Origin of the sequence: Methylobacterium sp. J-092 (genome assembly GCF_022829325.1) — a bacterium.
Lineage (GTDB): Bacteria > Pseudomonadota > Alphaproteobacteria > Rhizobiales > Beijerinckiaceae > Methylobacterium.
In genome coordinates this window covers 64,818-86,404 of sequence record NZ_JAKSXU010000128.1, presented here as the reverse complement: position 1 = coordinate 86,404, position 21,587 = coordinate 64,818, and the positions used below count along the sequence as shown (strand labels likewise).

Annotated in this window: 14 protein-coding genes; 6 read left to right on the top strand and 8 right to left on the bottom strand. The window is 62.5% G+C overall.

The genetic code is table 11. The annotated features are described in order from the left end of the window. Positions 1–1,063: 1,063 nt before the first annotated feature. The 5 genes from MKK60_RS15105 to MKK60_RS15085 all read right to left on the bottom strand — a co-directional run bounded on the left by MKK60_RS15105 (position 1,064) and on the right by MKK60_RS15085 (position 10,550). The gene (locus MKK60_RS15105) at positions 1,064–3,349 is read right to left on the bottom strand and encodes a restriction endonuclease (protein ID WP_243986905.1); all 2,286 of its coding nucleotides are present in this window, start codon (positions 3,347–3,349) and stop codon (positions 1,064–1,066) included. A gap of 1,044 nt (positions 3,350–4,393) precedes the next feature. Beyond that, positions 4,394–4,900 (bottom strand): hypothetical protein, encoded by a 507-nt coding sequence (locus MKK60_RS15100; RefSeq protein ID WP_243986903.1) that lies wholly within the window; start codon positions 4,898–4,900, stop codon positions 4,394–4,396. A gap of 161 nt (positions 4,901–5,061) precedes the next feature. After that, positions 5,062–6,303, bottom strand: coding sequence for a tyrosine-type recombinase/integrase (locus tag MKK60_RS15095; RefSeq protein ID WP_243986901.1), 1,242 nt, complete (start codon positions 6,301–6,303; stop codon positions 5,062–5,064). Between the two features lie 435 nt (positions 6,304–6,738). After that, entirely contained in the window at positions 6,739–9,402 is a 2,664-nt protein-coding gene (locus MKK60_RS15090; protein WP_243986899.1) for a hypothetical protein, read from the bottom strand. A gap of 305 nt (positions 9,403–9,707) precedes the next feature. Continuing rightward, positions 9,708–10,550, bottom strand: coding sequence for a hypothetical protein (locus tag MKK60_RS15085; RefSeq protein WP_243986897.1), 843 nt, complete (start codon positions 10,548–10,550; stop codon positions 9,708–9,710). A 524-nt stretch (positions 10,551–11,074) separates the two neighbouring features. Between MKK60_RS15085 and MKK60_RS15080 the strand changes: the two genes are divergently transcribed. Both MKK60_RS15080 and MKK60_RS15075 read left to right on the top strand, forming a co-directional pair. After that, positions 11,075–12,466: an L-serine ammonia-lyase gene (locus tag MKK60_RS15080; protein ID WP_243986895.1), complete on the top strand. Its 1,392-nt coding sequence runs from the start codon at positions 11,075–11,077 to the stop codon at positions 12,464–12,466. A 439-nt stretch (positions 12,467–12,905) separates the two neighbouring features. Further along, positions 12,906–13,634 carry a GntR family transcriptional regulator gene (locus MKK60_RS15075; protein ID WP_409567406.1) on the top strand — a complete coding sequence of 243 codons (729 nt, stop codon included), beginning with the start codon at positions 12,906–12,908 and terminating at the stop codon, positions 13,632–13,634. Here the strand turns inward: MKK60_RS15075 and MKK60_RS15070 are convergent, their stop codons facing one another. Beyond that, on the bottom strand, positions 13,635–14,069 hold the full coding sequence (locus MKK60_RS15070; RefSeq protein ID WP_243986884.1) for a nuclear transport factor 2 family protein: 435 nt from the start codon (positions 14,067–14,069) through the stop codon (positions 13,635–13,637). It lies immediately after the preceding gene. A gap of 192 nt (positions 14,070–14,261) precedes the next feature. On the opposite strand from MKK60_RS15070, the gene MKK60_RS15065 reads away from it, so the two are divergent. From MKK60_RS15065 to MKK60_RS15055, 3 genes are read left to right on the top strand one after another with little or no spacing between them, the layout of a single operon-like run. Continuing rightward, the gene (locus tag MKK60_RS15065) at positions 14,262–15,443 is read left to right on the top strand and encodes an ABC transporter substrate-binding protein (protein ID WP_243986882.1); all 1,182 of its coding nucleotides are present in this window, start codon (positions 14,262–14,264) and stop codon (positions 15,441–15,443) included. Positions 15,444–15,453: 10 nt separating this feature from the next. After that, a complete protein-coding gene (locus tag MKK60_RS15060; RefSeq protein ID WP_243986880.1) occupies positions 15,454–16,323 on the top strand; it encodes a branched-chain amino acid ABC transporter permease in 870 nt (289 codons plus the stop codon). Positions 16,324–16,327: 4 nt separating this feature from the next. After that, the gene (locus tag MKK60_RS15055; RefSeq protein WP_243986878.1) at positions 16,328–18,796 is read left to right on the top strand and encodes an ATP-binding cassette domain-containing protein; all 2,469 of its coding nucleotides are present in this window, start codon (positions 16,328–16,330) and stop codon (positions 18,794–18,796) included. A gap of 180 nt (positions 18,797–18,976) precedes the next feature. Here the strand turns inward: MKK60_RS15055 and MKK60_RS15050 are convergent, their stop codons facing one another. Beyond that, positions 18,977–19,369 (bottom strand): hypothetical protein, encoded by a 393-nt coding sequence (locus MKK60_RS15050; protein WP_243986869.1) that lies wholly within the window; start codon positions 19,367–19,369, stop codon positions 18,977–18,979. Positions 19,370–19,571: 202 nt separating this feature from the next. Next, positions 19,572–19,940, bottom strand: coding sequence for a hypothetical protein (locus tag MKK60_RS15045; protein WP_243986867.1), 369 nt, complete (start codon positions 19,938–19,940; stop codon positions 19,572–19,574). A gap of 82 nt (positions 19,941–20,022) precedes the next feature. On the opposite strand from MKK60_RS15045, the gene MKK60_RS15040 reads away from it, so the two are divergent. Next, positions 20,023–21,585 (top strand): recombinase family protein, encoded by a 1,563-nt coding sequence (locus MKK60_RS15040; protein WP_279604111.1) that lies wholly within the window; start codon positions 20,023–20,025, stop codon positions 21,583–21,585. Positions 21,586–21,587 lie beyond the last annotated feature (2 nt).

Sequence of the window (21,587 nt, the reverse complement as noted above, 5' to 3'; positions counted from 1 at the left end):
AAGATGATACGAGACGCTTCCAGCGCTAGTCGTCGCCTGGACGGATTGGTGGGGCTCGCGTTTTCGTTTCTCAAGGTAGGGGCGATGATGCTGAGCGATGCGCAATGGCCGAACTCGGAAAGGCTGGCTGGGGCCTGCCGGCCCAAGACCAAGACGGCACCTCAGGATTTCAGGCGGATACTTCCAGCCATCCTCCGACAGCATCAGAACATCGTCAAATGGCGCGGCATTCCAGGAGGGGTGGGTCCGTGGTGGGGCGCCCCCCAGACGTTCATCCGCTGGTCCTGTGCCGGTGTGTGAGAGCAGCTCCTTAGCATCGTGCAGGAGCGAGGCGTCCAACTCGGTATGGCGTTCCTCGACGCCACGAATGTGCGAGCGCATCGGAAGGCGACGGGTGTCACCATAAAGCGGAATCTGCGGTCGAGCGAGATCATCGTGAAACGCTTGGCCGCTTGCGCGGTGGCTATGGCACCAAGACTCGCGTAGTCGCCCGCGGCGGGGACCGCACGATCGCTTTTTCGCCCGCACTCGTTCAGGCTCATGAACGGCCCCCCGCCCCCCATGGTCGAGCGACTGGCGGGCGCGCCCAAGTGGACCGCAGGGGGATCACAGCTACATCAACCGCGCCTTGCGCGAAAATAGCCGGGACATGAGCGCCCGCCCGGCGATACCGCCACAGCGCCACGAGGCCCACGCAGCGCGCGAGTCGAGTTAGCGCGCGCAGAAAAGCTAAGGCACAGACGCTTCGGGGAATTTCCGGATGGGGTGTAGGCGAGATTTATGAGCGAAGAGTGCTTGAAAAGGAATGTAGGGATCTGATTGGTCAACTCGTTAGAGCGTTACGGGCGACGAAGTTCATGGCATGGTTGAAGACATAATAAAAATTGACGAGCTCGAATGCTAAAGATTATAATTGGTAATCGATCAAATATACGGTTAATTAATGCGTTATCTTAAATCTGATAGATCTGAAGCTGGCTGAGCAAAACATCTCGCATCGCCACTGTGGGTCATTGACGAACCTTGATTGTGTCAGCTCCAAATAGGGTCTGCGCAAGACAGCCTACTGCTCTTCAAGCAAGGGCGTGAAGAGGTTATGCAAGGCCGCATTGTCGAACGTGTCGGTCGGTCTATCAGACTCGGGGGCATGGGGTGATGAGGACGTCGTACTGCTATCTTCGATCTCTGCGATGCGGTGCTCGACGGTCGAGACTGCCATGTTCAGGACGGCGGACGGAATGCTATAGCGCGACGCAAACTTGTTGAGTGCCTCGATCCTGTCGCTAAGGGTTGTCTCGCTATCTTCTTCTCGAACGCGGCTGCCGATCTCCTCGAACTCCTCTAGCACCGCAGACTCAACGGCAGATGCAACACGTTCCGAGATTTTATCACCAGCATAGTCAATGGTGTCCACGAAGCTGGACAGCTCGTCGCTGGCCACGCCCCATCGGATCAGGTCAATGACCGCATTTTCGATAAGAACTAATAGCTCCGCTTCGTGAACAAATCTCTGTTCTTGCTGGTCATCTGGCAGGCGCGATAGCAACTCTAGTAGCCTATCGCCGTCGCGCCAGCTTGCGAAGCCTTGAACAGGTTTGCGTGCGATGACGAGAGCACTGTCCGCAAAGCGTACATCGCCAGTCAACCACCACCAGCCTATAAGCAACTCCAACCTCGCGGAGTTCGACGCGTCGACATATTCCGTGACCCCTGGTTCCCGCCGTGAAGGTCGACAAGCTGGCCGCGTTTCTACCAATTCTCGAAGGTTAACGCAGGCAAACGCAATTTTGACCCTGTCGTCGGGTTCGATCGAACTCCTTTCAACGAACCCCCAGAGTTTGATAATCCAATCAACTGATCTGGCCGTCGGAGCGAGCTGCAAAAGGAGCCCGGAATCCGAAAGATAGGTCGATAGGTAGTCCTTCAGGGAAGGGTTCAGGAACGAGACCCGGCCGGCCGAAATGGTGACGAAGCTGCCTTCCAAGATGCGCAGGGCCTCTTCGAAGTCCTTAGGGCCGTGCGGTTGGCCATAGGCCGCACTCAGCGCGGCGTGAAGTGCTTCGTAGGAGGACTGGAGGTCGGTGATGTTTGCGCCGAACTCCGGAAGAAAAAATAAAGCGAGAAGCAGGTGCCTGCACCTCGGGTCGATGTGCGTTCGAAAGGCTGTGTCCCAAATCTGGTATGGGTTCCTGAGCGCATCAAGAAACGCCACGGGGTAGTCTGCCGGCTCTATGTCCCCGATGCGGAAGGTGTCGGTCATCGCTTCGATGACACGAGGATTGTAGTTGCGATGGTCGACGACTGCGGCGAGTGCGTTTCCCTTGATGAGGGCTCGGACGTGAGATTTCGGAGTTCCTGCCACCAGAAGGTGGTTGTAGAGGATGCGGGCCTTTATCCGTCGCGTGTAAACTCCGACGTCGAGGACGTACTTGGACACCTCTAACCTACTATCGCCCAGGTGCTCCGAGACCCGGCGGGCCTCTTCGAAAATGTAGGCTCTCGTGGTAAGAATGAACCGCGCATTGGTCGAGCGTCGAACGCGACCCATGAACCGGGCGAGTTCGGAATCCTTGTGAGCCAGTGCCTGTTTGTCGAGGGCGACACGGCCGAGGAAGTCGTCGAAAAGGAATATCTGTCTTCGGCTGTCTTTGATCGAGGCAAAGCCATCTTCGAGGCTGCGAATTGGAATAAGTTCCCATCCCTCCCCTAGGAACATGTAACAGATCATCTCCGCGAGCGTTGTCTTTCCGACGCCGGGCGGTCCTGAGATGATGAGTACGTGATGACGGTCGAGTTTTTGTAGCGAATGCTCGAAGCTGGGGTTGGTGGCGTAGACGCGGACCTTCTGCTCGATGTCCTCCAACGTCATTCCGGTGAATGCGTGGGCCGACGATCGAAGCACTTGCTCAAGTACGCCGGCGCCAGAAAGCCAGAGTTTAATATGAGACCTCAGGACGTCCGGGAACTTCCTCAGGAGCGCGTTGAGATCCCCAGGTCCGAAAATGTCGCTCGGACACTTAAGGGCGGGCCCGATCTGTGATGCGAGCGCGGTCTTGCTGGGCGGAGTAAACTTGCAGGACGTCGCGAGAATGTACCGGGCCGGCGTTAGCGCGTCGATTGATTTTCGCTCTCGCTTCATTGAACTCTTGAGCTTGCTGAAGGGCGATCCCTCATAGTGTTTTGCCTGGAGAATGATCGCCCCGTCATCGCCTAGCGAGTGTCGGCCGTCGATGCCGCCATCCGGACCCGTGCAAAACGCCTCGAAACGGACGCCCAATTCTCGACCGACCAAATCGCGGACAAGATCCTCGAAGTCGGCGGATGATAGGTTCTTAAAGTCGTAGGCCACACGGTTTCCGTTCGTTGGTCCTGAGATCCAGGCTGCGGTTTTGGCCTATCCATCATCCGATGCCGCCAGAATGACGAGATCAGTGCTTCGACAGCCCGTCAATGCGGGGTCCCCGGGGGGGGGGCGACCATTTATCTAGAGTTCGCTCGTTCTTGTATACGTTCGCCGTTGGTCGATTTATAGAACGCAAGTATGACCTGGATTGGCGTGTGACCATGCCGCAAGGGTATAGTGTTCCTCGAGCCGAGCGGCCAATCGCGACGCAAAGTTCGACGCCATCTGGTTGCGGACAATGGCGTTGCCTTACTGCTCGCAGGTCAGGCCGCTTTACCCTGCACCCCGGCAGGCTGGAGGCCTCAAGATAGAAGGAGCCGCCGCCGCACTATCCGTTTACGAACGCCAAATGTCACCGAATTTTCGTTGCCACTGGTCCGCCGGCGCATGAAGCCGCGCAATGGAGCGGCGAGAACGGAAAGGGAATCCTTACGCCCTCCGGGCCATACGCACAGACCGCAGCCAACTCGTGTTACTCCGGAAGTTCGCCGTGATCCGTATGTCCGCCGCCGAGTACCGTGCTCTCGGCCTGCCGCCAGTTACGTCTTTGCCCATCAAGGCCACGCGCCGACCTGCGGCTGACACTGAAGGACCTGTTCACCGAGGCGTCCTCGATATCCTGCGCCTGCGCTTGGGGCGGCGCTACCTCGTCCAGCATACCCCGAACCGCCCGCGCAGCAGTGTCCAGGGCGGGCGGGAGAAGAGACTTGGCGCTGTCCGAGGATGGCCAGACTTGGCCATCTACGGGCCAGGACCGGCCGGACCGGCTTGCTGGTTCGCGGAGATCAAGCCACCGGGTGCGCCCGTGCCGACTTATCAGCAGGAAATCCACGCCCAGCTTCGCGCGGCCGGGTTTGAGGTGCGAGTGTTACGCGGGATTGCGGATGCCGAGGCTGCCCTCACCAACTGGGGCCTCCCGACTGAGAGGTAGATGCCGTCGCCATTGGGGGCATTCGTCCTGATACAAACCTAACCTCCGATCCGACCAACTTATCGTGCCGCGACGGCATCTACCGCCCGGACCATAGCGCTCTCGGCCTCGGCGCGGGCTTCCTCGGCCTCTTGACTAGCCGGTGCAGCGGCCCCCGCCGCTTCGGCGTGTCGCGTAGCAGCCGTTGCGTGGTGCTTCGCAGCCGCCGCGTGGGCGTCGCGCGGATCCTCACCGTCCTCGGTCTGGCGCGAGGCCTCATTCGCTTCGCGTTGTGCGTCTCGCACAATGGTAATCGGGCTACCGGCCAACTCGGTCGCTTCGGCCGCCGTGTCGGTTTGGATGGCGGCATCGGCGCTCGCGGTCATCGCGTCATACTGTGCATCAGGGTCGAAGTCCTCGTCCGGCACGAGGGCTTCGAAATGCATCTCAGCGGCGGTAGCGTGGGCGTCGGCAGCAGCTGCGTGTTGGCGGGCCGCCTCTGTGTGGGCGGCCGCGAGGCCGAGATTTGATGCCATCGCGCTCGAGATGTTGTCACTTGTAGTCGCATAAGAAAATTGATCTGACATGGAGCGCGCCGCCTGGATAAAGTTAACTACCAGACTAGAAAAACACGCGGTTGCATCTTGAACAATAATTCAGACCTCGGCGGGGTAAACGTGAAATTAAGATGCCGGTCCTTCGGCAAACGTACCCAGATGATCATAACTCACGCGCGACCAGCGATCCGTCAGGCGGCATACGCCCGATCGATGGCGGCCGAGGCCACTTCGCCCCCGCGGACAGCCTGTGTGTAATGGCCGAGCGTCACCGCAGGGGAGGCGTGGCCCACAATCTTGGCCACGAGACCGACCTCGACGCCTTCCGCCTGTAGCATTGAGATGTACGAGTGCCGGGCTGAGTGCGGCGTGACATACGGTAGGCCGGCTCGCTTCAGCATCGGCGCCCAGATGCGCGAGCGAAAGTTGGCATAGAGCAGCGTTCCGCCGCCCCCGACCCGCGGCTTGGGCCACGCCTGCCTCACCCCGAGATTCGGAAAAACACGGTGAGGTCCGCCCTCACGGCCCGGACACATGGCTTTCCAGGCCAGTAGCATCGCCCGCAGGCGGCTTGGCATGGGGATCGAGCGGCGCCCAGCCTCAGTTTTGGTGATCTCGCACAGGGTGCCGTCGATCTCCTGCATTCGACAGATTCGAATGACATTTGCCTCAAAGTCCACCTCGTCCCACATGAGCCCGAACTGTTCGCTTGGGCGCGTACCCGCCAAGAACGGGAAGGCGACGTAGATGCCCCGGCCAAGATCAGCCTCGGCGGCCGCAAGAAGCGTGACGATCTGCTCCGATGTGAGGATCGCTTTGCGAACCTTCGGCGCACCCTTGAGGCGTGTCGGCATCATCGGCGGCCGGATGCCCATGTCTTCTGCAGCAAGCGCCAGGGCGCTTCCCAGGTATTTCCGGGCGCGGCTCGCCGAGGCGGCGCCAACTTCACGCGACAGCAGCTTGTGCCAGGCTCTGATATCAGCCGTTCCAAGACGGTCGATCCTGATGGTGCCCAGCGTAGGCTTCAGCGTGGCACCCTGCGGCATGGCGCCGGTTTCAGTGAAAGCGCGGCGTTGGGGCGGGGTTGCTCCAATCAGTATGGGGTCAGAGATGTAGCGGGCACCCTGCGTGTAGCCGTGGAGGGTCTGGCCCTTCACCTCGCCGCGGCGACCCTCAAGCCAGAGTGCGACGGCTTCAGCCACCGTGATCATCTCGCGAGCAGGAACGTAGGTGCGGCTCTCAACAGCTGCCTGAATAACATTGCGCTTGGCGATGGCCTCCTTCTGACGTTCGAAGAAGAGCTGAACCCGCTGCCCGGATTTTGGGTCCTTGTAGTTCAGCACCCAGCGAACCTGAGTGACCATCTCGCCCGACCGCAGCTTGCGATGCCGCTCGCGCTTAGTGAGACTGATGTTGAAGGTACTGGTCGCCATCACCGGAACTCCACAAAATAGAAGAAAATAAAAACACGCGGTTGCTGGCGGAACAATTATTCGCCTGCCAATGCAGCTAACGGAGCCACAAGTCAGGTGGTGAAGTATAATTAGAAGGCGATTGCTTTGAGCGTCGTTCCTGTAACCGATGTCGTAACCACAATAGCGAGAAGAGCGAATGTGGATGGTCAACATACAGCCCCTAGTATTCGATGGGCCATCGGAATAATTCCGGTTGACTCATCCGCAGGCGGCCCAAATGCTTGCGAAGCGGTAGGTCGCATACCGTAGGACGCAGGACAGGACGGACAACATTATGAGGGGGGAGAGGGGGAGTAAGTGCCGATTGCGGCACCGGTGCCACTACAGAGCGACACCTCCCCCCATCCTCACCGTGCGTCCGTCCCGTCCTGCGTCCTGATGCTCGCGCTCCGATCAATAGCCGGGGGCGCCCGAAGGGCCCTGCCCACCGCCCTGACTATCTCCGGCCTCTTCGGTTGGAGGCGGTAGTATGTCGAACGAGAGCCCGATCGCACGAGCCTTCTTCCTGATGTTGGCGAAGTAGACCGGGTGCTTGGGCGAGAACGCACCGTCCATCTTGCGGATCGCGTGCGCCCAGGCATCCCCAGCCCATTTCGTGTCTTTGAAGATCCGCTCGATCCCTGGCGAACCCCTCAGGAGGTAGAACCCGGGTTCCTCGTTGTTGACCCTCATCAGGATGTCGAGGGAGTCGATGAAGCGTGCGCTGGGCCGCGTCTCCTTCTCGCCCTCCGCCATCAGATCCCTGTGCTCCCGAGCGAGCCACTGCCCGAGCGAGGATCCTGCGATTACGAAAGCGAAGAGGTGGTGGAGTGCTTCAGCGGCATCATCGCGATCGACAGCCTCGGCGTGCTCTGCGGTCGTCGACGCATATTCTGCGACCTCCTGCTTGACCTCCTCGGGTAACGGCACCCTTCCATTCAGGGCAACGAATGCCGCTCCTAAAAGCGTAGCGATGTTCGTTCTGAGCCGCGCGTCGAGCCCCGGCATCTCCGCCTCAAAGGCCTCTCGCGCCGGAGAGACCAAGAGTGCCTTCGATGCCATGTACCCGCACCACCGAGGCCCAGCATCGGCGAAGTGCGCGAGCTCGGTCGTGATGTGACGCGCGGCTTCCTGGTCGTTCTCGTGCATGACGAGTTCGAGCAGGAGGATGCGGCTTGCGTCAGCTGGCGACAGGCCCGCCGGATTGATGCCGCTGAAGAAGAAGGTTGTACGCAGGCTGAATTGCATCGCCTTCCCCTCCGGCGTGCCCCGGAGCACCGGTGTCGTACCCGAAGATGCACTACGAGCGAGCATCACCACGGCTTGCTGCCGACCCTTTCTTTGATCGCTCTCGAACTCGTCGATGATCACGGGCAGGCTGTCAGGGCCGATCGCTTGGCGTATGCCCGCTTCCGAGCTGTCCCCGGTCGTCGACACCGCCAGGGGCGTCAGCAGCCCCGTGGCAAGGCCGTGCAGGGTGCTTTTCCCGGCCTTCGGCGGTCCATAGACGAAGCAGTGCGGCCGCCATACCAGAACGCCGCAGATCGGGGCGATCGCGAGCCAGCCAAGCAGCAGCCTGGCATTCTTCGGATCGCGGAACGTGAAGCGACTTATGAGGTTAGAGAGCCGGGCTGTGTCGAAGCTGGGCTCGACAGGTAGAGGGATTGGCTCGAAGCAAAGGTACTGATTCTTAAGACCTTCCCGTAGCTGACCACCCAAATTGACGACGATCTCGCCGTCTTCGATCCAGATCCCGCGCCCACGAATGCGGGTCGGATTGAAGGGACCGACCTCCTTGCATGCGGCGATGATGGCCTCGCCAACAGACGTGGAACTGAACGACTTCTCCGTTGCGAACTGCCTTCTCCAAAAGCTCGACGGAGCAACGCCTTGCAGCCACTGCATCGAGAGCAACTGCTGGGCACTTGCAGTCATGATGATGTTGCGCACCGGATCGCGCAGCGCGAAGTTACCGTCACGGGTGTAGCCGAGCGGGATGGGTCCCTCGTCGCCAGGATCGTATCGCCGAGACCCAGAGCCGATCTGGACGGGCGACTTGATCTTGCCGTGGTACGAGCACGAGAGGCAACCCTCGTAGCCGAGGTCCGATTTGATCGACGCGCAGGTTCGAGGCGTACGGCTTCGGACCGCCTGCTCGATCTTGCCCTGGGCTTCCCGCTGATCGTACCGGTGATAGTGCCTACTGTAGGCGTGGAAGGTTTCCTCCGGATCTTGGCAACAAGCGGTGATGCTCGCAGCTGCAAACCACTCGGGTTCCGACGAGGATGCCGCGCCCTCGCCGGTGACATCGAAGTACCACGAGCAGCCCTGCCGGAGAGCCTCGTGCCGAGCGGGAGCAAAGCCGTGGCTCGGCCGGCGGGTCGGCTTGCTGGGTGACGAAGGAGGGGACGCGAATTCGGCAAGCATCGCAACGGAATATCGAAGCGTTGGCTCAAAGTGCGTGAGGACAACAGGCTTTTTCTCTCCTCCCTTGTGATTGAAGGTTCCCGGCAACCGGAAGGCACGAGCGATATCACCGATGCTATCGATCTCGGCTCCATGCTCGCGAAAGATTGTTTGCATCGCGCGGCTGAAGTTCCGAGAGAGATCCTTTGCCTGCTGCCGATCTTCCTCGGTCTTGATAACAATCGGACGATCGAAGAACCAGTGCCAATGCTCACCGTTACCTGTTGCAACGATTGCTGAGGGCGGATGGAGCAAAGAATCTCGTACCAGCCGAGCTTCTTCTCCACCGGCAACGTAGGTCTTCCCCGACGCCTTCTTTGACGCAAAGTCGACGTCGATGATCAGCCCCGACACCTGAACTACCGTATCGACTGAACCTCGCTTCGCGCCGCCGACGCGAACGCTCTGAGTCCCGATGACGCCGTAAAGATCAGCCGTGTCTTTCTGCCGATTGATCTCTGCCGCCAATGCGGGCCACTCACTGGCGTCGAATGACATGGTGTTACGAGACGGCAACTTGAACAACAGCTGGAAGCCGACGAAGTCGTCGCCGTGCAGTGCCTTCAAGAACGAGATGTGACACAAGTCCGGATGGGTGTGATCCAGCGTCATGACGCCTCTCCATTGCGGACAGGCGACCGACCGAGCGCTGCCTCAATATCAGAAACGCGGACGTACCGCCGCGAATTGAGAAGAGTTGTTGTGGGTATCAGTCCAACCTGCGCCGCACGCTGGATCTTCCAATACGGGACGTTGAGGTGATCTGCGGCCTGGCGAAACGTCAGAAGTGGCCCGGCACGAAGGCCAGATGTTTCAGGTATGGCAACGGTAGGCATGGCCCGTCCTCGCTAATAACCTCCACTCGGGAGGCGACGGGACGAACAATGACCTACCGCAACGCGACCCATTACGACCCCTCAGGGGTCGCTTCTTTTTACGAATTGCGCCTGGCTGACGGGCGGTAGTAGCTCGAGCGGAAAGAAGGTCGAATCTGATAGTTCTAAGATCTTTTCCCTACTGAGCCGACTGAATCCTGAGCTTAAGTACCACTCCTCGCCCTTTTTCCTGGCCGCGAAAAGTGAGAACCACCTCTTATCGAAAAAATTCGGGCGTATTGGCGAAACGAGTTCGCCATTCCTGATCTTGCTGCATAACTCTACTAGGTCCGAGTCAGCCGTTCCTCGGCTGCATCCATTTTTCCTAACGTAAACACCCCTTGAGGTGAGCCATCTGGCATACCAGAATTCGCGGGCGCGATTGTCGGTTTCTTTCCCGGAATTGATCTGCGCTCGCTTACTGGTCTGAGATGCCTCACTTGATTCGTCTAGTTCAACAGTACGACCGAAGATTGCTCCGAAGTGCCACCAAGCTTCTAGAAATCGCATCGTAACGGATCGCGATTGGATGGCAGCCTCAATCGCCCCTTGCCAATCGAGAACCTCGAGGAAAGCTGGGGTAGCACTTTGGTGCTCATGGGAGCGATGAATTTCGTCAGCAAGCTGCACCGCTCTGGACATCCAGGGTCCAGTTCCTGGAAACAGATGAGCACCCTGCCTATGTTTCTCCTCTAATGGACCCCTGATCGATTGATCTCCGATGAGAATGCCGCGTTCATAATGTTCGATTTCGGAAGGCGTGGGCAGTCTGAACATCGAAACAACTGAAAGCATCTCCTGGTATCGAGAGGAGATGTCGTCCCAGTCGATGTCTTCTTCTTGGCGCGGCCGCTGTAGATCTTGGCGCATAACTGGGTTGCCCACAACGGTCGTTGTCGGGCGACGAGTTAACATCGACGAAGTTAAGGAACTGCGCAGCACCACGTTAGTGTGATGACTAAGCCTATCCCCCCGATATACGGGATCTCCGGCGCGGCGAAGATCGCTCGGACGGCTTATTCCGTGAGCCCCCCAAAGGTGCTTGACCACTCAAGCCCTGAAGCGAAAGGGGCCTTTGACATCTGGGTGACCGCCTGGGGTGGTTTTCAGCTGGTCCATTTGTTGATTCGAAGTTGAGAAACTTAACGCTTGCTCGAGTTTCGACGGACGACCTCCAAAGCAGACGTAAAAGCCTTATTCGCCGGCTATTGTTTCGCTCGTTGGGTTTGTAGCCGGATCCGGATGGGATGCGACAGACTGCAGGGTGATTGCGTCCGGCCATCCCTATGCGGTCGTGTGCAAGATGACCTCGGAGCAGGTAAAGCCAGGGGCTGGCGGCACAAGGAGTGCGAGAGAAGACCAGCCGCGATGCCACAGGGTCCGGATCGAGGCCGTAACAGGACGTCTTGATGTTTCTCAGCGTATTCGATGTATTCAAGCTCGGATTAGGGCCGTCCTCGTCCCACACGATGGGGCCGATGACGGCGGCGGCCGACTTCCTCGACCTTCTGCGGGCCAGTCCGGCGAAAGACGCGGCTGTTGCGGTGCGCGTGACCCTGTACGGGTCGCTCGCCTTCACGGGGAAGGGCCATGCCACCGATCGCGCGGTATCGCTCGGCCTGCTCGGTTACCGGCCCGCCGACATCGAGATGACCGAGGCCGAGCGCCGGCTCGAGGAACTCCGCGTCGATAAGCGCCTCGCCCTGCCGGGGCTCCCGGTGCTCGCCTTCGACCCGGACGGCGCGGTCGCGTTCGATTTCGGGCCTCCGCTGCCCGGCCACGCGAACGGGCTCGTCGTCACCGCCTGCGACGGGCAGGGCTCGCCGATCCTGTCCGAGACCTACTACTCGATCGGCGGCGGCTTCATCCTCACCGCCGCGCAACGCGACGTCGTCCTGCCGCCATCCTCCGACGCCGCGGACCCGCGGCTCTGGCCTTACCCGTTCGAATCGGCGGCTGCGATGCTGCGCATGGCGCGGGACAGCAGCCTGTCCATCGCCGCTATGAAGCGCGCGAACGAGGCCGTCAGCCATTCGGATGACGAGATCGACGCGGGGCTCGCGCGCATCTGGGCCACGATGGACGGTTGTATCGAGCGCGGGCTGTCGCGGGACGGCGAGTTGCCGGGGGGCCTGCGCGTCAGGCGCCGGGCCAAGCGCATCCGGGACCAGCTGCTTGCCGAACAGGGCTCGAACCGGGCGCAGCCGCACAGCGTCACGGAGTGGTTGGGCGTCTACGCCATGGCGGTCAACGAGGAGAACGCGGCCGGTGGCAAGGTGGTGACGGCGCCGACGAACGGGGCCGCGGGCGTCGTCCCCGCTGTGATCCGGTACTACCTGGACCGGTGCATCGGCGCCGACCCAGCCCGCGTTCAGGACTTCCTTCTGACGGCCGCCGCCATCGGCGGATTGATCAAGCACAACGCCTCAATCTCCGGTGCGGAGGCCGGGTGCCAGGGGGAGGTCGGCTCCGCCAGCGCGATGGCGGCGGCCGGCCTGTGCGCCGTGCTCGGCGGCACGCCCGAACAGGTCGAGAACGCGGCCGAGATCGCGCTGGAGCACCATCTCGGAATGACCTGCGACCCGGTCGCGGGCTTGGTACAGGTGCCCTGCATCGAGCGGAACGGGATCGGTGCCACGAAGGCCGTCGCGGCCGCCTCGCTTGCCCTGCGCGGCGACGGCTCGCATTTCATGCCCCTCGACAACTGCATCGCGGCCATGCGGCAGACCGGCGAAGAGATGAGCACCAAATACAAGGAGACGAGCCTGGGCGGCCTGGCGGTGAACCTTCCCGAATGCTGAGGATCACGCGTCCGCAGGCGGTTGGGTCGGTGAACTTTAGGAGCCGACGTCTGTCCTGACGATGTGAGCATCGATGAGCCGACCGGCGGCCTTCAACAATTTTTTTATTATCCGCTGAGATGGGGGCATCGGCGTTCTGGCAGCAACGAAACCCGCCTCGTTCGGTCGGGTTGGCTCGAAATCAACATTCTAACAGTATTGCTAATCGTCAGGTACCCAACCCGGAAAGCAATCTGCGAGGCGCAAGCACTAAGGGCTTCGGCGTTTCGCTGATGGCCGGGTACCACAAGGTAGGAGTGCACGCCTATCCGGTGGAAATACATCGTCTGTAGGATTTTCGTCGTCGCTCCATGAGCCACGGTGGTCGCCTTGGTACCACTTGTGCTTGGCTTGTCGCGACGGGGTATCGGAATGGGCCGGCAGGATGAGCAGACGAGGCATGGTGGGTCGACGGAATACGGTGGGAAACCGGGCGCAATTTGGGAGCGCGGACCGAGTCGGGGCGATCTGCCGGGCTCTGCGACAGGCCATCGTCGAACGAGCTGTAGTCCCCGGCGACCGGCTCCCGGAAGACGCACTCGGGGAGCGTTTCGGCGTCAGCCGCACCATCGCGCGCCAAGCCCTCGGGCAACTTGCCAGCGAGGGACTGGTCGAGCTTCGCCGCAATCGCATCGCCGTCGTGGCGACCCCTAGTTGGGAGGAGGCGCGCGACACCTTCGATATCCGCATCGGCCTCGAACGCCTCGTGGTCGCCCGCCTCGCCGGCAGCATTGATGCCGTACAAGAGGCTGCCCTGCAGGCGCACGTCGACAGCGAGGAGGCGGCCCAGCGCGGTGGCGAGCCTGGCTCCATCCGTCTCGCAACGGAATTCCACCTACTGCTGGCTCAAATGACCCTCAGCCCTGTACTGGAGCGCTACGTCGGCGAACTCGCCTACCGCTGCGCCCTCATCCTTTCACTCTATAGCAGGCCCCATTCCGCTGAATGCGCCGTCGCCGAGCACCGCGCCCTCATTGCGGCTCTTACCGCGGGCGACGTTGCTCGGGCGACAAGCCTTATGGACCGCCACCTCGACGCCGTAGCCGAACGCGCCCGCATTGTCGCCGCTCCGCCCCAACCGCGAGACCTCCTGCGAGTCCTTGCACCCTACGCAGAGGTTGCGCTCTGATCAGGCCGTGATGCCGCGTTGCGTCAGAATCCGTTCAGCGCTGTCGTTCCACACCTCCATCGTGACGATCAGGCCATCGCGGACGGTGAAGCGGTCGACGTAGCGGTTGCCCTCAAACGGCGACCCGTCGGGCCACGCGCCGTAGAGGGTGCCGAGGCTGTAGACCGTGGTCATGCCATCTCCCGGTACGACGTCGAGGCGCTCCATGTGCTTCTTCACCCAGGCGTAGCGACCGGCGTTGAACGCAGTGACTTCGCGCGGATGCCGGAAGCTGCGGGCTCCTGTGAACACGATCTCAATGCCAGGCGCCATGTAGGTCGCCGCCCGCTCCGGGTCGGGAACCATCGAAGCTTCGAGGTAGGCGGTGACAATGGCCGCGTCCTGCGCTGTCGTATCCGGCCGCGTAACTCGAGTTGATCCTGTTTCGTCCGTCATCGTCGAAGAGCTCCCTCAGCCTCTCATCTCCATGCGAGCGCGGCGCTAAAAGTGCATGCAAAAAGTGTATGCACTTTGTTTATGTTCGAGGCATCGACTGCCCCTCAACTCGAATTATTTGAGTTTTGGCAGAGGCTTGACCCTTGGCACAGGCGTTGCGGGGTTTCTGGAAATTCCTCCGGAGTCCCTTTTATGCGCACCCGCCCGTCCCTGATCCGTCGCGCGGCTGTCGGCGCGGCTCTGTTACTGAGCGTTTCCAACGTGTCCGTGGCCTTTGCTGAGGAGCCGATCCGCATTGGCCTCGTCACGGCGCTTAGTGGCCAGTCGGCCAAATCCGGCGAAGCGATCTCGCGCGGCATCGGCCTCGCCATCGACGAGATCAACAGCGCCGGCGGCGTTCTTGGCCGGCCACTTGAACTCGTATCGCGAGATGACGAGGCCAATCCGTCGAAGGGCGTGCTTGCCGCACGCGAACTCATTCAGCGCGTCGGTGTCGTCGCTCTGGTCGGCGGCCTCGACACCCCCGTCTCCATGGCAGTGGTTCCCATTGCCAACCAAATGAAGGTGCCGTTCCTCGGCCCTTGGGCCGCTGGCACCGGGATCACCCGCAACGGAGCGGCCGACAACTACGCCTTCCGGGTCTCGGCCGTGGACGCCCTCGTCGACGAAGCCCTGGTCGCCTACGCGGTGAAGACCCACGGCGCGAAGAAGCCCGGCCTCATCCTCGTCAACAACGCCTGGGGCGAGTCGAACCGGGAGGGCCTCGTCGCGGCCCTTAAGGCGGCGAACCTCCCCAGCGCGGGCATCGAGAAGTACGAGGCCGCCGACGTCGACATGGTGCCCCAGCTCACCCGCCTGAAGGAGGCCGGCGCCGACACCCTGTTCCTCGTGGGCAATGTCGGCCCCTCGGCCCAAGTGGTCAAATCCCTCGACCGTATGGGCTGGACCGTGCCGGTGGTCTCGCACTGGGGCCCGGCGGGCGGACGCTTCGACGAACTCGCCGGTCCGAACGCCGGCAAAGTCCACTTCATCCAGACCTTCACCTTCGCAGGCAACACCTCGCCGAAGGCTTCAGCCGTCCTTGAGGCGCTCAAGAAGAAGTACCCGGCGATCAAGTCGATGGCCGACGTAACGCCGGCGGTGGGCATCGCCAACGCCTACGACGCGATCCACCTGCTGGCGCTCGCGATCAAAGCGGCGAACTCGACCAAGGGGCCAGAGGTCCGCGACGGCTTCTACAAGGTCGCGACCTACCCGGGCCTGATCAAGACCTACGACAAGCCCTTCGCCCCGGGCCAACACGATGCCCTCGGGCCGCAGGACTACGTCTTCACACGCTTCCAGAACGGCGAGATCGTCGCGGTGACGAACTGAGCCCAGTCGGATGCTGACCGGAACCCTCGTCACCGGCCTTGGCCTCGGCAGCATGTACGGGCTGATCGCGCTCGGCTTCCACATCACCTACGCGGTGTCGGGCACGGTCAACTTCGCGCAAGGGTCGGCCGTGACGCTGGGCGCCGTCCTCGGCTACTGGCTCGGGGTGACGCTGGGCTGGCCGATGCCGCTCGCCGTCCTCGCCGCCCTCGCAGGTTGCGCCCTCCTTGGCGTGGTGGTGGAGCGGCTGCTGGTCTGGCCCTTCGTCGAGCGCGGCTCGGATGCGTGGCTGCTCGCTACGGTGGCCGGCGGCATCATCCTCGACAACACCATGCTGTTCACCTTCGGCAAGGAGCCGCGCAGCCTGCCTTCCGTGCTAGCGGTGTCGCCCGTGCAGATCTTCGGGACCGGGATCTACCCGCTCCAGCTTGTCATTCCGGTCATCGGCATCGCGGTGGCCATCGCGATCCGCACGGTGTTCCGCCGGACCGATCTCGGGCGCGTGCTGCTGGCCGTCGCCCAGAACGCGGACGCGGCCCGCCTCATGGGCATCGACGTGCGGAAAGTTGTGGCTTGCGCCTTCGCTCTCTCCGCGATGCTGGCCGGCGTCGCGGGACTGTTGATCGCGCCCTTGTTCTCCGTTTCGGCGGAGATGGGCGCCCTGTTCGGGATCAAGGCCTTCGCCGTGGCGATCCTCGGCGGGATCGGTTCGGCCACTGGCGTCGTCCTAGCGGGGCTGCTCTACGGCCTCCTCGAGGCGGGCGTCACGGCGACGCTCGGCTCCGCCTACACCCAGCTCATCGTGTTCTCGGTGATCATCCTGGCCCTGGCAATGCGGCCAGATGGTTTGTTCGGCCGCAGCGCCGTCAACAAGGTCTGACGCCATGCGCCACCTGAACGGACGGCTGGCGATGCCGTTCGCCATCGCGGCACTCACGGCGATGGGCCTCGGTCTCGTCGCGGGAACGGCTGGCTACAGCCATTTCATCATCGCGCTGGTGGCGTTGACGACTGTCGCGGGGGTCGGCCTCAACGTGCTCCTCGGGCTGACCGGCCTGATTTCCTTCGGCCATGCCGGCTTCTACGCCATCGGCGCCTATACGAGTGCTGTGATTACCGGCGCGGGTGTGAGCTTCTGGCTGGCCCTGCCGGCGGCGGCCCTGCTCTCGGCACTCGTCGGCGTGGTCCTAGCCGTGCCGGCCATGAGGGTGAAGGGGCCGTATCTTGCCATGGTCACCATCGCCTTCGGCTTTATCGTCGAGCATGCGCTGATTGAAGGCGGCACGCTCACCGGAGGGCAGAATGGCCTCGTGGTTACCGGCGGCCCGAGCTTGTTCGGCATCCCCTTCGCGGAGCGCGAGCTTGCGATCTTGAGTGTGCTCGGTGCCGGAATGAGTCTCTACGGCTTTCACCGTCTGGCGCTCAGCCGCCTCGGCCGGGCCATGTGTGCCGTTCGGGATGCTGACGTGGCGGCCGCCTCGTTGGGCTTCGATCCGGTGCAGGCGAAGACCTTGGCCTTCGCTATCTCAGCGGCGCTTACGGGGCTCGCAGGTGCCGTGCTGCCGCCCCTTATGCTGTTCATCGCCCCGAGCTCGTTCCCGTTCTCGCAATCGATCCTATTGGTTCTCGCGGTCGTGGTTGGTGGGGCCGGCACCGTGCTGGGACCCCTGTTCGGCGCTCTCGTGACCGTGCTCCTACCCGAGACCCTGTCGGGGCTCGCCGAGTATCGGCTGCTGTTCTTCGGTGCCGCCACCCTCGTGGTGCTCTGGCTCGTGCCGTCCGGCCTCGTCGGCAGTTTTACACGCTTGATCCCACGTCGAACGGACACCCGGGTCACGGGAGACACCGACCTCGCCGACTTCCTCGGCGGCCGGCACGGCGAGGCCTTGGTAGTGGAGGCCATCGGTATCCAGTTCGGGGGTATTCGCGCAGCGGACGGCGTCTCGTTCACCGCCGCTCCCGGTGCCATCACCAGCGTCATAGGCCCGAACGGGGCCGGGAAGACCACGGCGCTCAATATGGTCTCAGGCTTCTACCGCCCGAGCACAGGTGCCATCCGTCTGGGTACCAGGGACCTCACGGGAGCATCAGCGCAGACCATCGCCCGGGCCGGCATCGCACGGACCTACCAGACAACGCGCCTGTTCGGCTCGCTCAGCGTCGTCGACAACGTCGTTCTTGCCTTCGCCCCCGGCCGACTCTGGCGCATGGGCCGCCGTGATGATCGAGCTAAGGCCGCCGCCCTTCTCGCCTTCACCGGCTATACCGGCGACCTTGACCGGCGGGCCGACGAACTTCCTCATGTCGACCGACGCCTCGTGGAAATCGCCCGGTCACTCGCCGGTCGCCCCCGGGTGCTCCTCCTAGACGAACCCGCCGCCGGCCTCACCCGCGCCGACACCGACCGCCTCGGCATCCTGCTGCGCCGGATCGCCGCCTGCCAGGTAGCTGTGGTTCTCGTCGAGCACGATATGCCCCTGGTGATGGGCGTGTCCGACTTCATCCTCGTCATGGATGCGGGGCGGCCCATCGCCAGTGGTACCCCAGCCTCCGTCCGGCACGACCCGCTGGTGCTCCGTGCCTATCTCGGTGCTGCCGACACGCCGGCCCGGCCGCGCGCAGCACCCTGGCAAGGCCCCGCCGCCGCCGTCCTTTCTGCCCATGGCCTCACTGCCGGCTACGGCGCGGCCCCGGTGCTGGAGGGAATGTCACTGGAGGTCCGCCCTGGCGAGACCGTAGCGCTGTTGGGCGCCAACGGTGCCGGCAAGTCCACCGCTATGCGAGCCCTGGCCGGGCTTCTGCGCCCGGTAGCGGGTGGGATCGTGCTGGAGGACCGTGGCGTTGCTGCACTGCCTGCGCACCGGATTGCCCGCATGGGCCTCGCCCTCGTGCCTGAGGGCAGGCAGGTGTTTCCGGAGTTGAGCGTGGTGGAGAACATTCGTCTGGGTGCCCACAGCCGCGGGACGTCCATCGACGCGGCCGAGATCGAAGCACTGCTGAATCGTTTTCCCCGCCTGCGCGATCGCGCGACGAGCCGGGCCGGTCTGCTTTCGGGGGGCGAGCAGCAGATGCTCGCGATCGCCCGGGGGATGATGGCGCATCCCCGCATCCTCCTCCTCGACGAGCCGTCGCTCGGTTTGGCACCGGCGATGATCAACGCCCTCTACGCCGTAGTGGCAGAACTGCGCGACGGTGGTACCACTATCCTTATCGTTGATCAGATGGCGGCGCTCGCCCTCACGGTGGCCGATCGGGGCTACGTGTTGGAACAGGGCCGCGTCGTTACGGAGGGCTCGGCCGCCGATCTCTCCGCGGACAAGGCCTTGGAAGCCGCCTATCTCGGCGCGGCGTAATCCCGGTCCCCCATACAAACTTAGGACCCGCAGGGTTCTGGCGGTCGACTTGGAAAGTAGATTTCCATCAGCGGCGTCCGAAGTGGTTGGGGAGCGGAAGTTAGCCACGTGCCTCAAAGCGAACATTCCGCCTCCGGCCCGCCTCAGCCGTAAAGCCCGCGTAAGGGTCCCCGCAAGCAGTCATTCACAGTTTTTCATGATCTTCGGGTGTATGCTGGGCAGCACAATCTGCGAGCAAATCGTCTTGGGCTGCCGTGAAGGCCATCCCTTTTCGTTTTTCTCGGCCAGAAGGTAGATTTTTGTGAACTCCACAGCTTCGAGATCCGGTGCAGGGATCTTCGTGGGATAAAAGACCCTCGCAATGCGCAACATCTGATAGGCTCGTCGCCGCCTGACTACACCGTTCGTGCTGACATTTCTGAAATCTGCAGCGGATGCATCATGCAGCTTATGCAGTCGGTGAGGAACGTCGTAAGAGCTCGTTTTGCCGGCCAAGTCGGTGACGAGCTTCACGTGTTCGGCGGGGGTACCGGATATAGCCAACGCACTGCTCCTGCTGGCGTACTCGATCACGTAGGTGTAGAGATCGCTGGCGCACCTAGGCAACTTGATCCTGCATGCCTTCAAGGATCCGATCGCAATGGCAAGGATCGGCGGCGCTATCGCGAAACCCACTCGCGCAATCAACTTCGCAGTAAAGATTTGTTAACCAGGCTTGCTGCTGGCTAGCATGCATCAACATCCATCCTGATCTTTCAGCGATCGAACGGTTTGCCTACTGTTTGAGCCTCGCGATGGCGGCTAGGGCGTCCAGCAGCGCGGCCTCAACCTGAATGACCTTGGCGAGGGCGAGGTGGTCCTGCCGGTCAACGGACACCAAGAACGCATCCAGCATCTCGGGGCAGTGCCGCACAAGGTCGCGGAAGTGGTCCCCTTTCGGTGCGCATGAACCAGCGAACCAATTCTTGACCGTTCGCTCGCGTGCACCGGTCCACCGCGCCACGAGCTTCACCGCCGAGGGGCGGCCGCCCACCGAGCGGCGCAGTACCGCAGAGACCATCTCTGCGAACGTGTCCGCATGGTCGTATGAGGGGTTTCCGTCCGTACCGCCATGAAAAGAATTGCCCTTCTTCGGAAAAGACATTCCAGCCTCCACGCGCTCTTGTTGCATCTGGGTAACGGACCCGATGCGGGGCCGAGCCCGAACCCTTGCGGGGCGTGGCGGAATGGATCGAAAGGAAGTGGCAGGGGATACAGGGACCCGGGGATCGACCCGAGCCGTCGCCTATGTCCGGATGTCGACCGACCCCCAGCAGTTCTCCATCGAGAACCAGCTGGCCGAAATCCGAAGGTACGCGGAAGTACGGGGCTTCGAGGTCGTCAGGGTCTACGAGGATGCCGGGCGCAGCGGCCTCACGCTAGGCGGACGCGAGGGTCTCACGCGCCTGATGGCCGACGTCGCCTCCGGCTCTGCCGACTTCCAGGCGATCCTCGCCTACGATATCAGTCGCTGGGGCAGGTTCCAGGACGCGGATGAGAGCGCCCACTACGAGTTCCTGTGCTCGCGCGCCGGCATCCAGGTCCACTATTGCGCGGAGCAGTTCGACAACGACGGCACGACGAGCTCGGTCCTCCTCAAGGCGGTTAAGCGCGTCATGGCGCGGGAGCACAGCCGCGAGCTTTCGGTGAAGGTGTTCGCGGGCCAGTGCCGACTTGTCGAGAGGGGGTTCCGCCAGGGCGGCATGGCAGGCTTCGGTTTACGACGGCTGCTGGTGGACGAGGCGGGCGTCCCAAAGGGAGAGCTCGTCATCGGTCAGCGAAAGAGCTTCCAGACCGACCGCGTGATCCTCGTGCCCGGGCCCGACGAGGAGGTCCGTACCGTCCGTCGGATGTATCGCATGTTCGTCGAGGACGGCCGCGGCGAAGCCGAGATCGCAGCCACGCTCAACCACGAGGGCGTCCGGACCGACCTTTGGCATCCTTGGACCCGGGGCACGGTGCACCAGGTCCTGACCAACGAGAAGTACGTCGGCAACAACGTCTTCAACCGGCGATCCTTCAAGCTGAAGCAACGCCGCGTCGTGAACGCCCCCGGGATGTGGGTTCGGGCGAGGCACGCCTTCCAGCCGCTGGTGGAGGAGATCTGGTTCGAGCGTGCGCGTGCCATCGTCGAGGCTCGCAGCCGTCGGTACGACGACGCCCAGTTGCTCGACCTCCTACGAAGTCTCCTGCAGGCCCAGGGGGCGCTCTCGGGGGTGGCCATCGACGAGCGGGGAGAGTTGCCGTCGAGCAGCGTGTACCGGCGGAGGTTCGGCAGCCTGCTGCGGGCCTACACCCTCATCGGCTACGAGCCGGAGCACGACTATCGGTACGTCGAGGTCAACCGGACGCTACGCCGGATGCATCCGGAGACTGTCGCCATGGTGATGGAGGGTATTCGACGTGTAGGCGGGTCCGCGGAACGGGATCCTGTCAGCGACCTCCTGACCGTCAACGGCGAGTTCACGGCCTCGGTCGTGATCGCACGATGCCGGGAAACGCCGGCTGGCTCCCTGCGCTGGCGCATCCGTCTGGACGCCGTGCTGGCGCCCGACATCACGGTCGCGATCCGAATGGATGACGGCAACGCGACGGTGCTCGACCACTACCTGCTTCCCGGCGTGGACATGACCGATCCCCGGCTTCGCCTCGCCGAACGCAACGGCCTCTCGCTCGACGCCTACCGCTTCGAGACCCTGGACACGTTCTTCGCGCTCTGCGCTCGAGCGCCCTTCGAGGATGCGGCATGACT

Coding starts and splice junctions, on each gene's coding strand:
- MKK60_RS15055 (WP_243986878.1), top strand. CDS start 16,328: ATGCGCCACCTGAACGGACGGCTGGCGATGCCGTTCGCCATCGCGGCA.
- MKK60_RS15045 (WP_243986867.1), bottom strand. CDS start 19,940: ATGTCTTTTCCGAAGAAGGGCAATTCTTTTCATGGCGGTACGGACGGA.
- MKK60_RS15090 (WP_243986899.1), bottom strand. CDS start 9,402: ATGACGCTGGATCACACCCATCCGGACTTGTGTCACATCTCGTTCTTG.
- MKK60_RS15040 (WP_279604111.1), top strand. CDS start 20,023: ATGGATCGAAAGGAAGTGGCAGGGGATACAGGGACCCGGGGATCGACC.
- MKK60_RS15065 (WP_243986882.1), top strand. CDS start 14,262: ATGCGCACCCGCCCGTCCCTGATCCGTCGCGCGGCTGTCGGCGCGGCT.
- MKK60_RS15080 (WP_243986895.1), top strand. CDS start 11,075: ATGTTTCTCAGCGTATTCGATGTATTCAAGCTCGGATTAGGGCCGTCC.
- MKK60_RS15095 (WP_243986901.1), bottom strand. CDS start 6,303: ATGGCGACCAGTACCTTCAACATCAGTCTCACTAAGCGCGAGCGGCAT.
- MKK60_RS15060 (WP_243986880.1), top strand. CDS start 15,454: ATGCTGACCGGAACCCTCGTCACCGGCCTTGGCCTCGGCAGCATGTAC.
- MKK60_RS15100 (WP_243986903.1), bottom strand. CDS start 4,900: ATGTCAGATCAATTTTCTTATGCGACTACAAGTGACAACATCTCGAGC.
- MKK60_RS15070 (WP_243986884.1), bottom strand. CDS start 14,069: ATGACGGACGAAACAGGATCAACTCGAGTTACGCGGCCGGATACGACA.
- MKK60_RS15075 (WP_409567406.1), top strand. CDS start 12,906: ATGGTGGGTCGACGGAATACGGTGGGAAACCGGGCGCAATTTGGGAGC.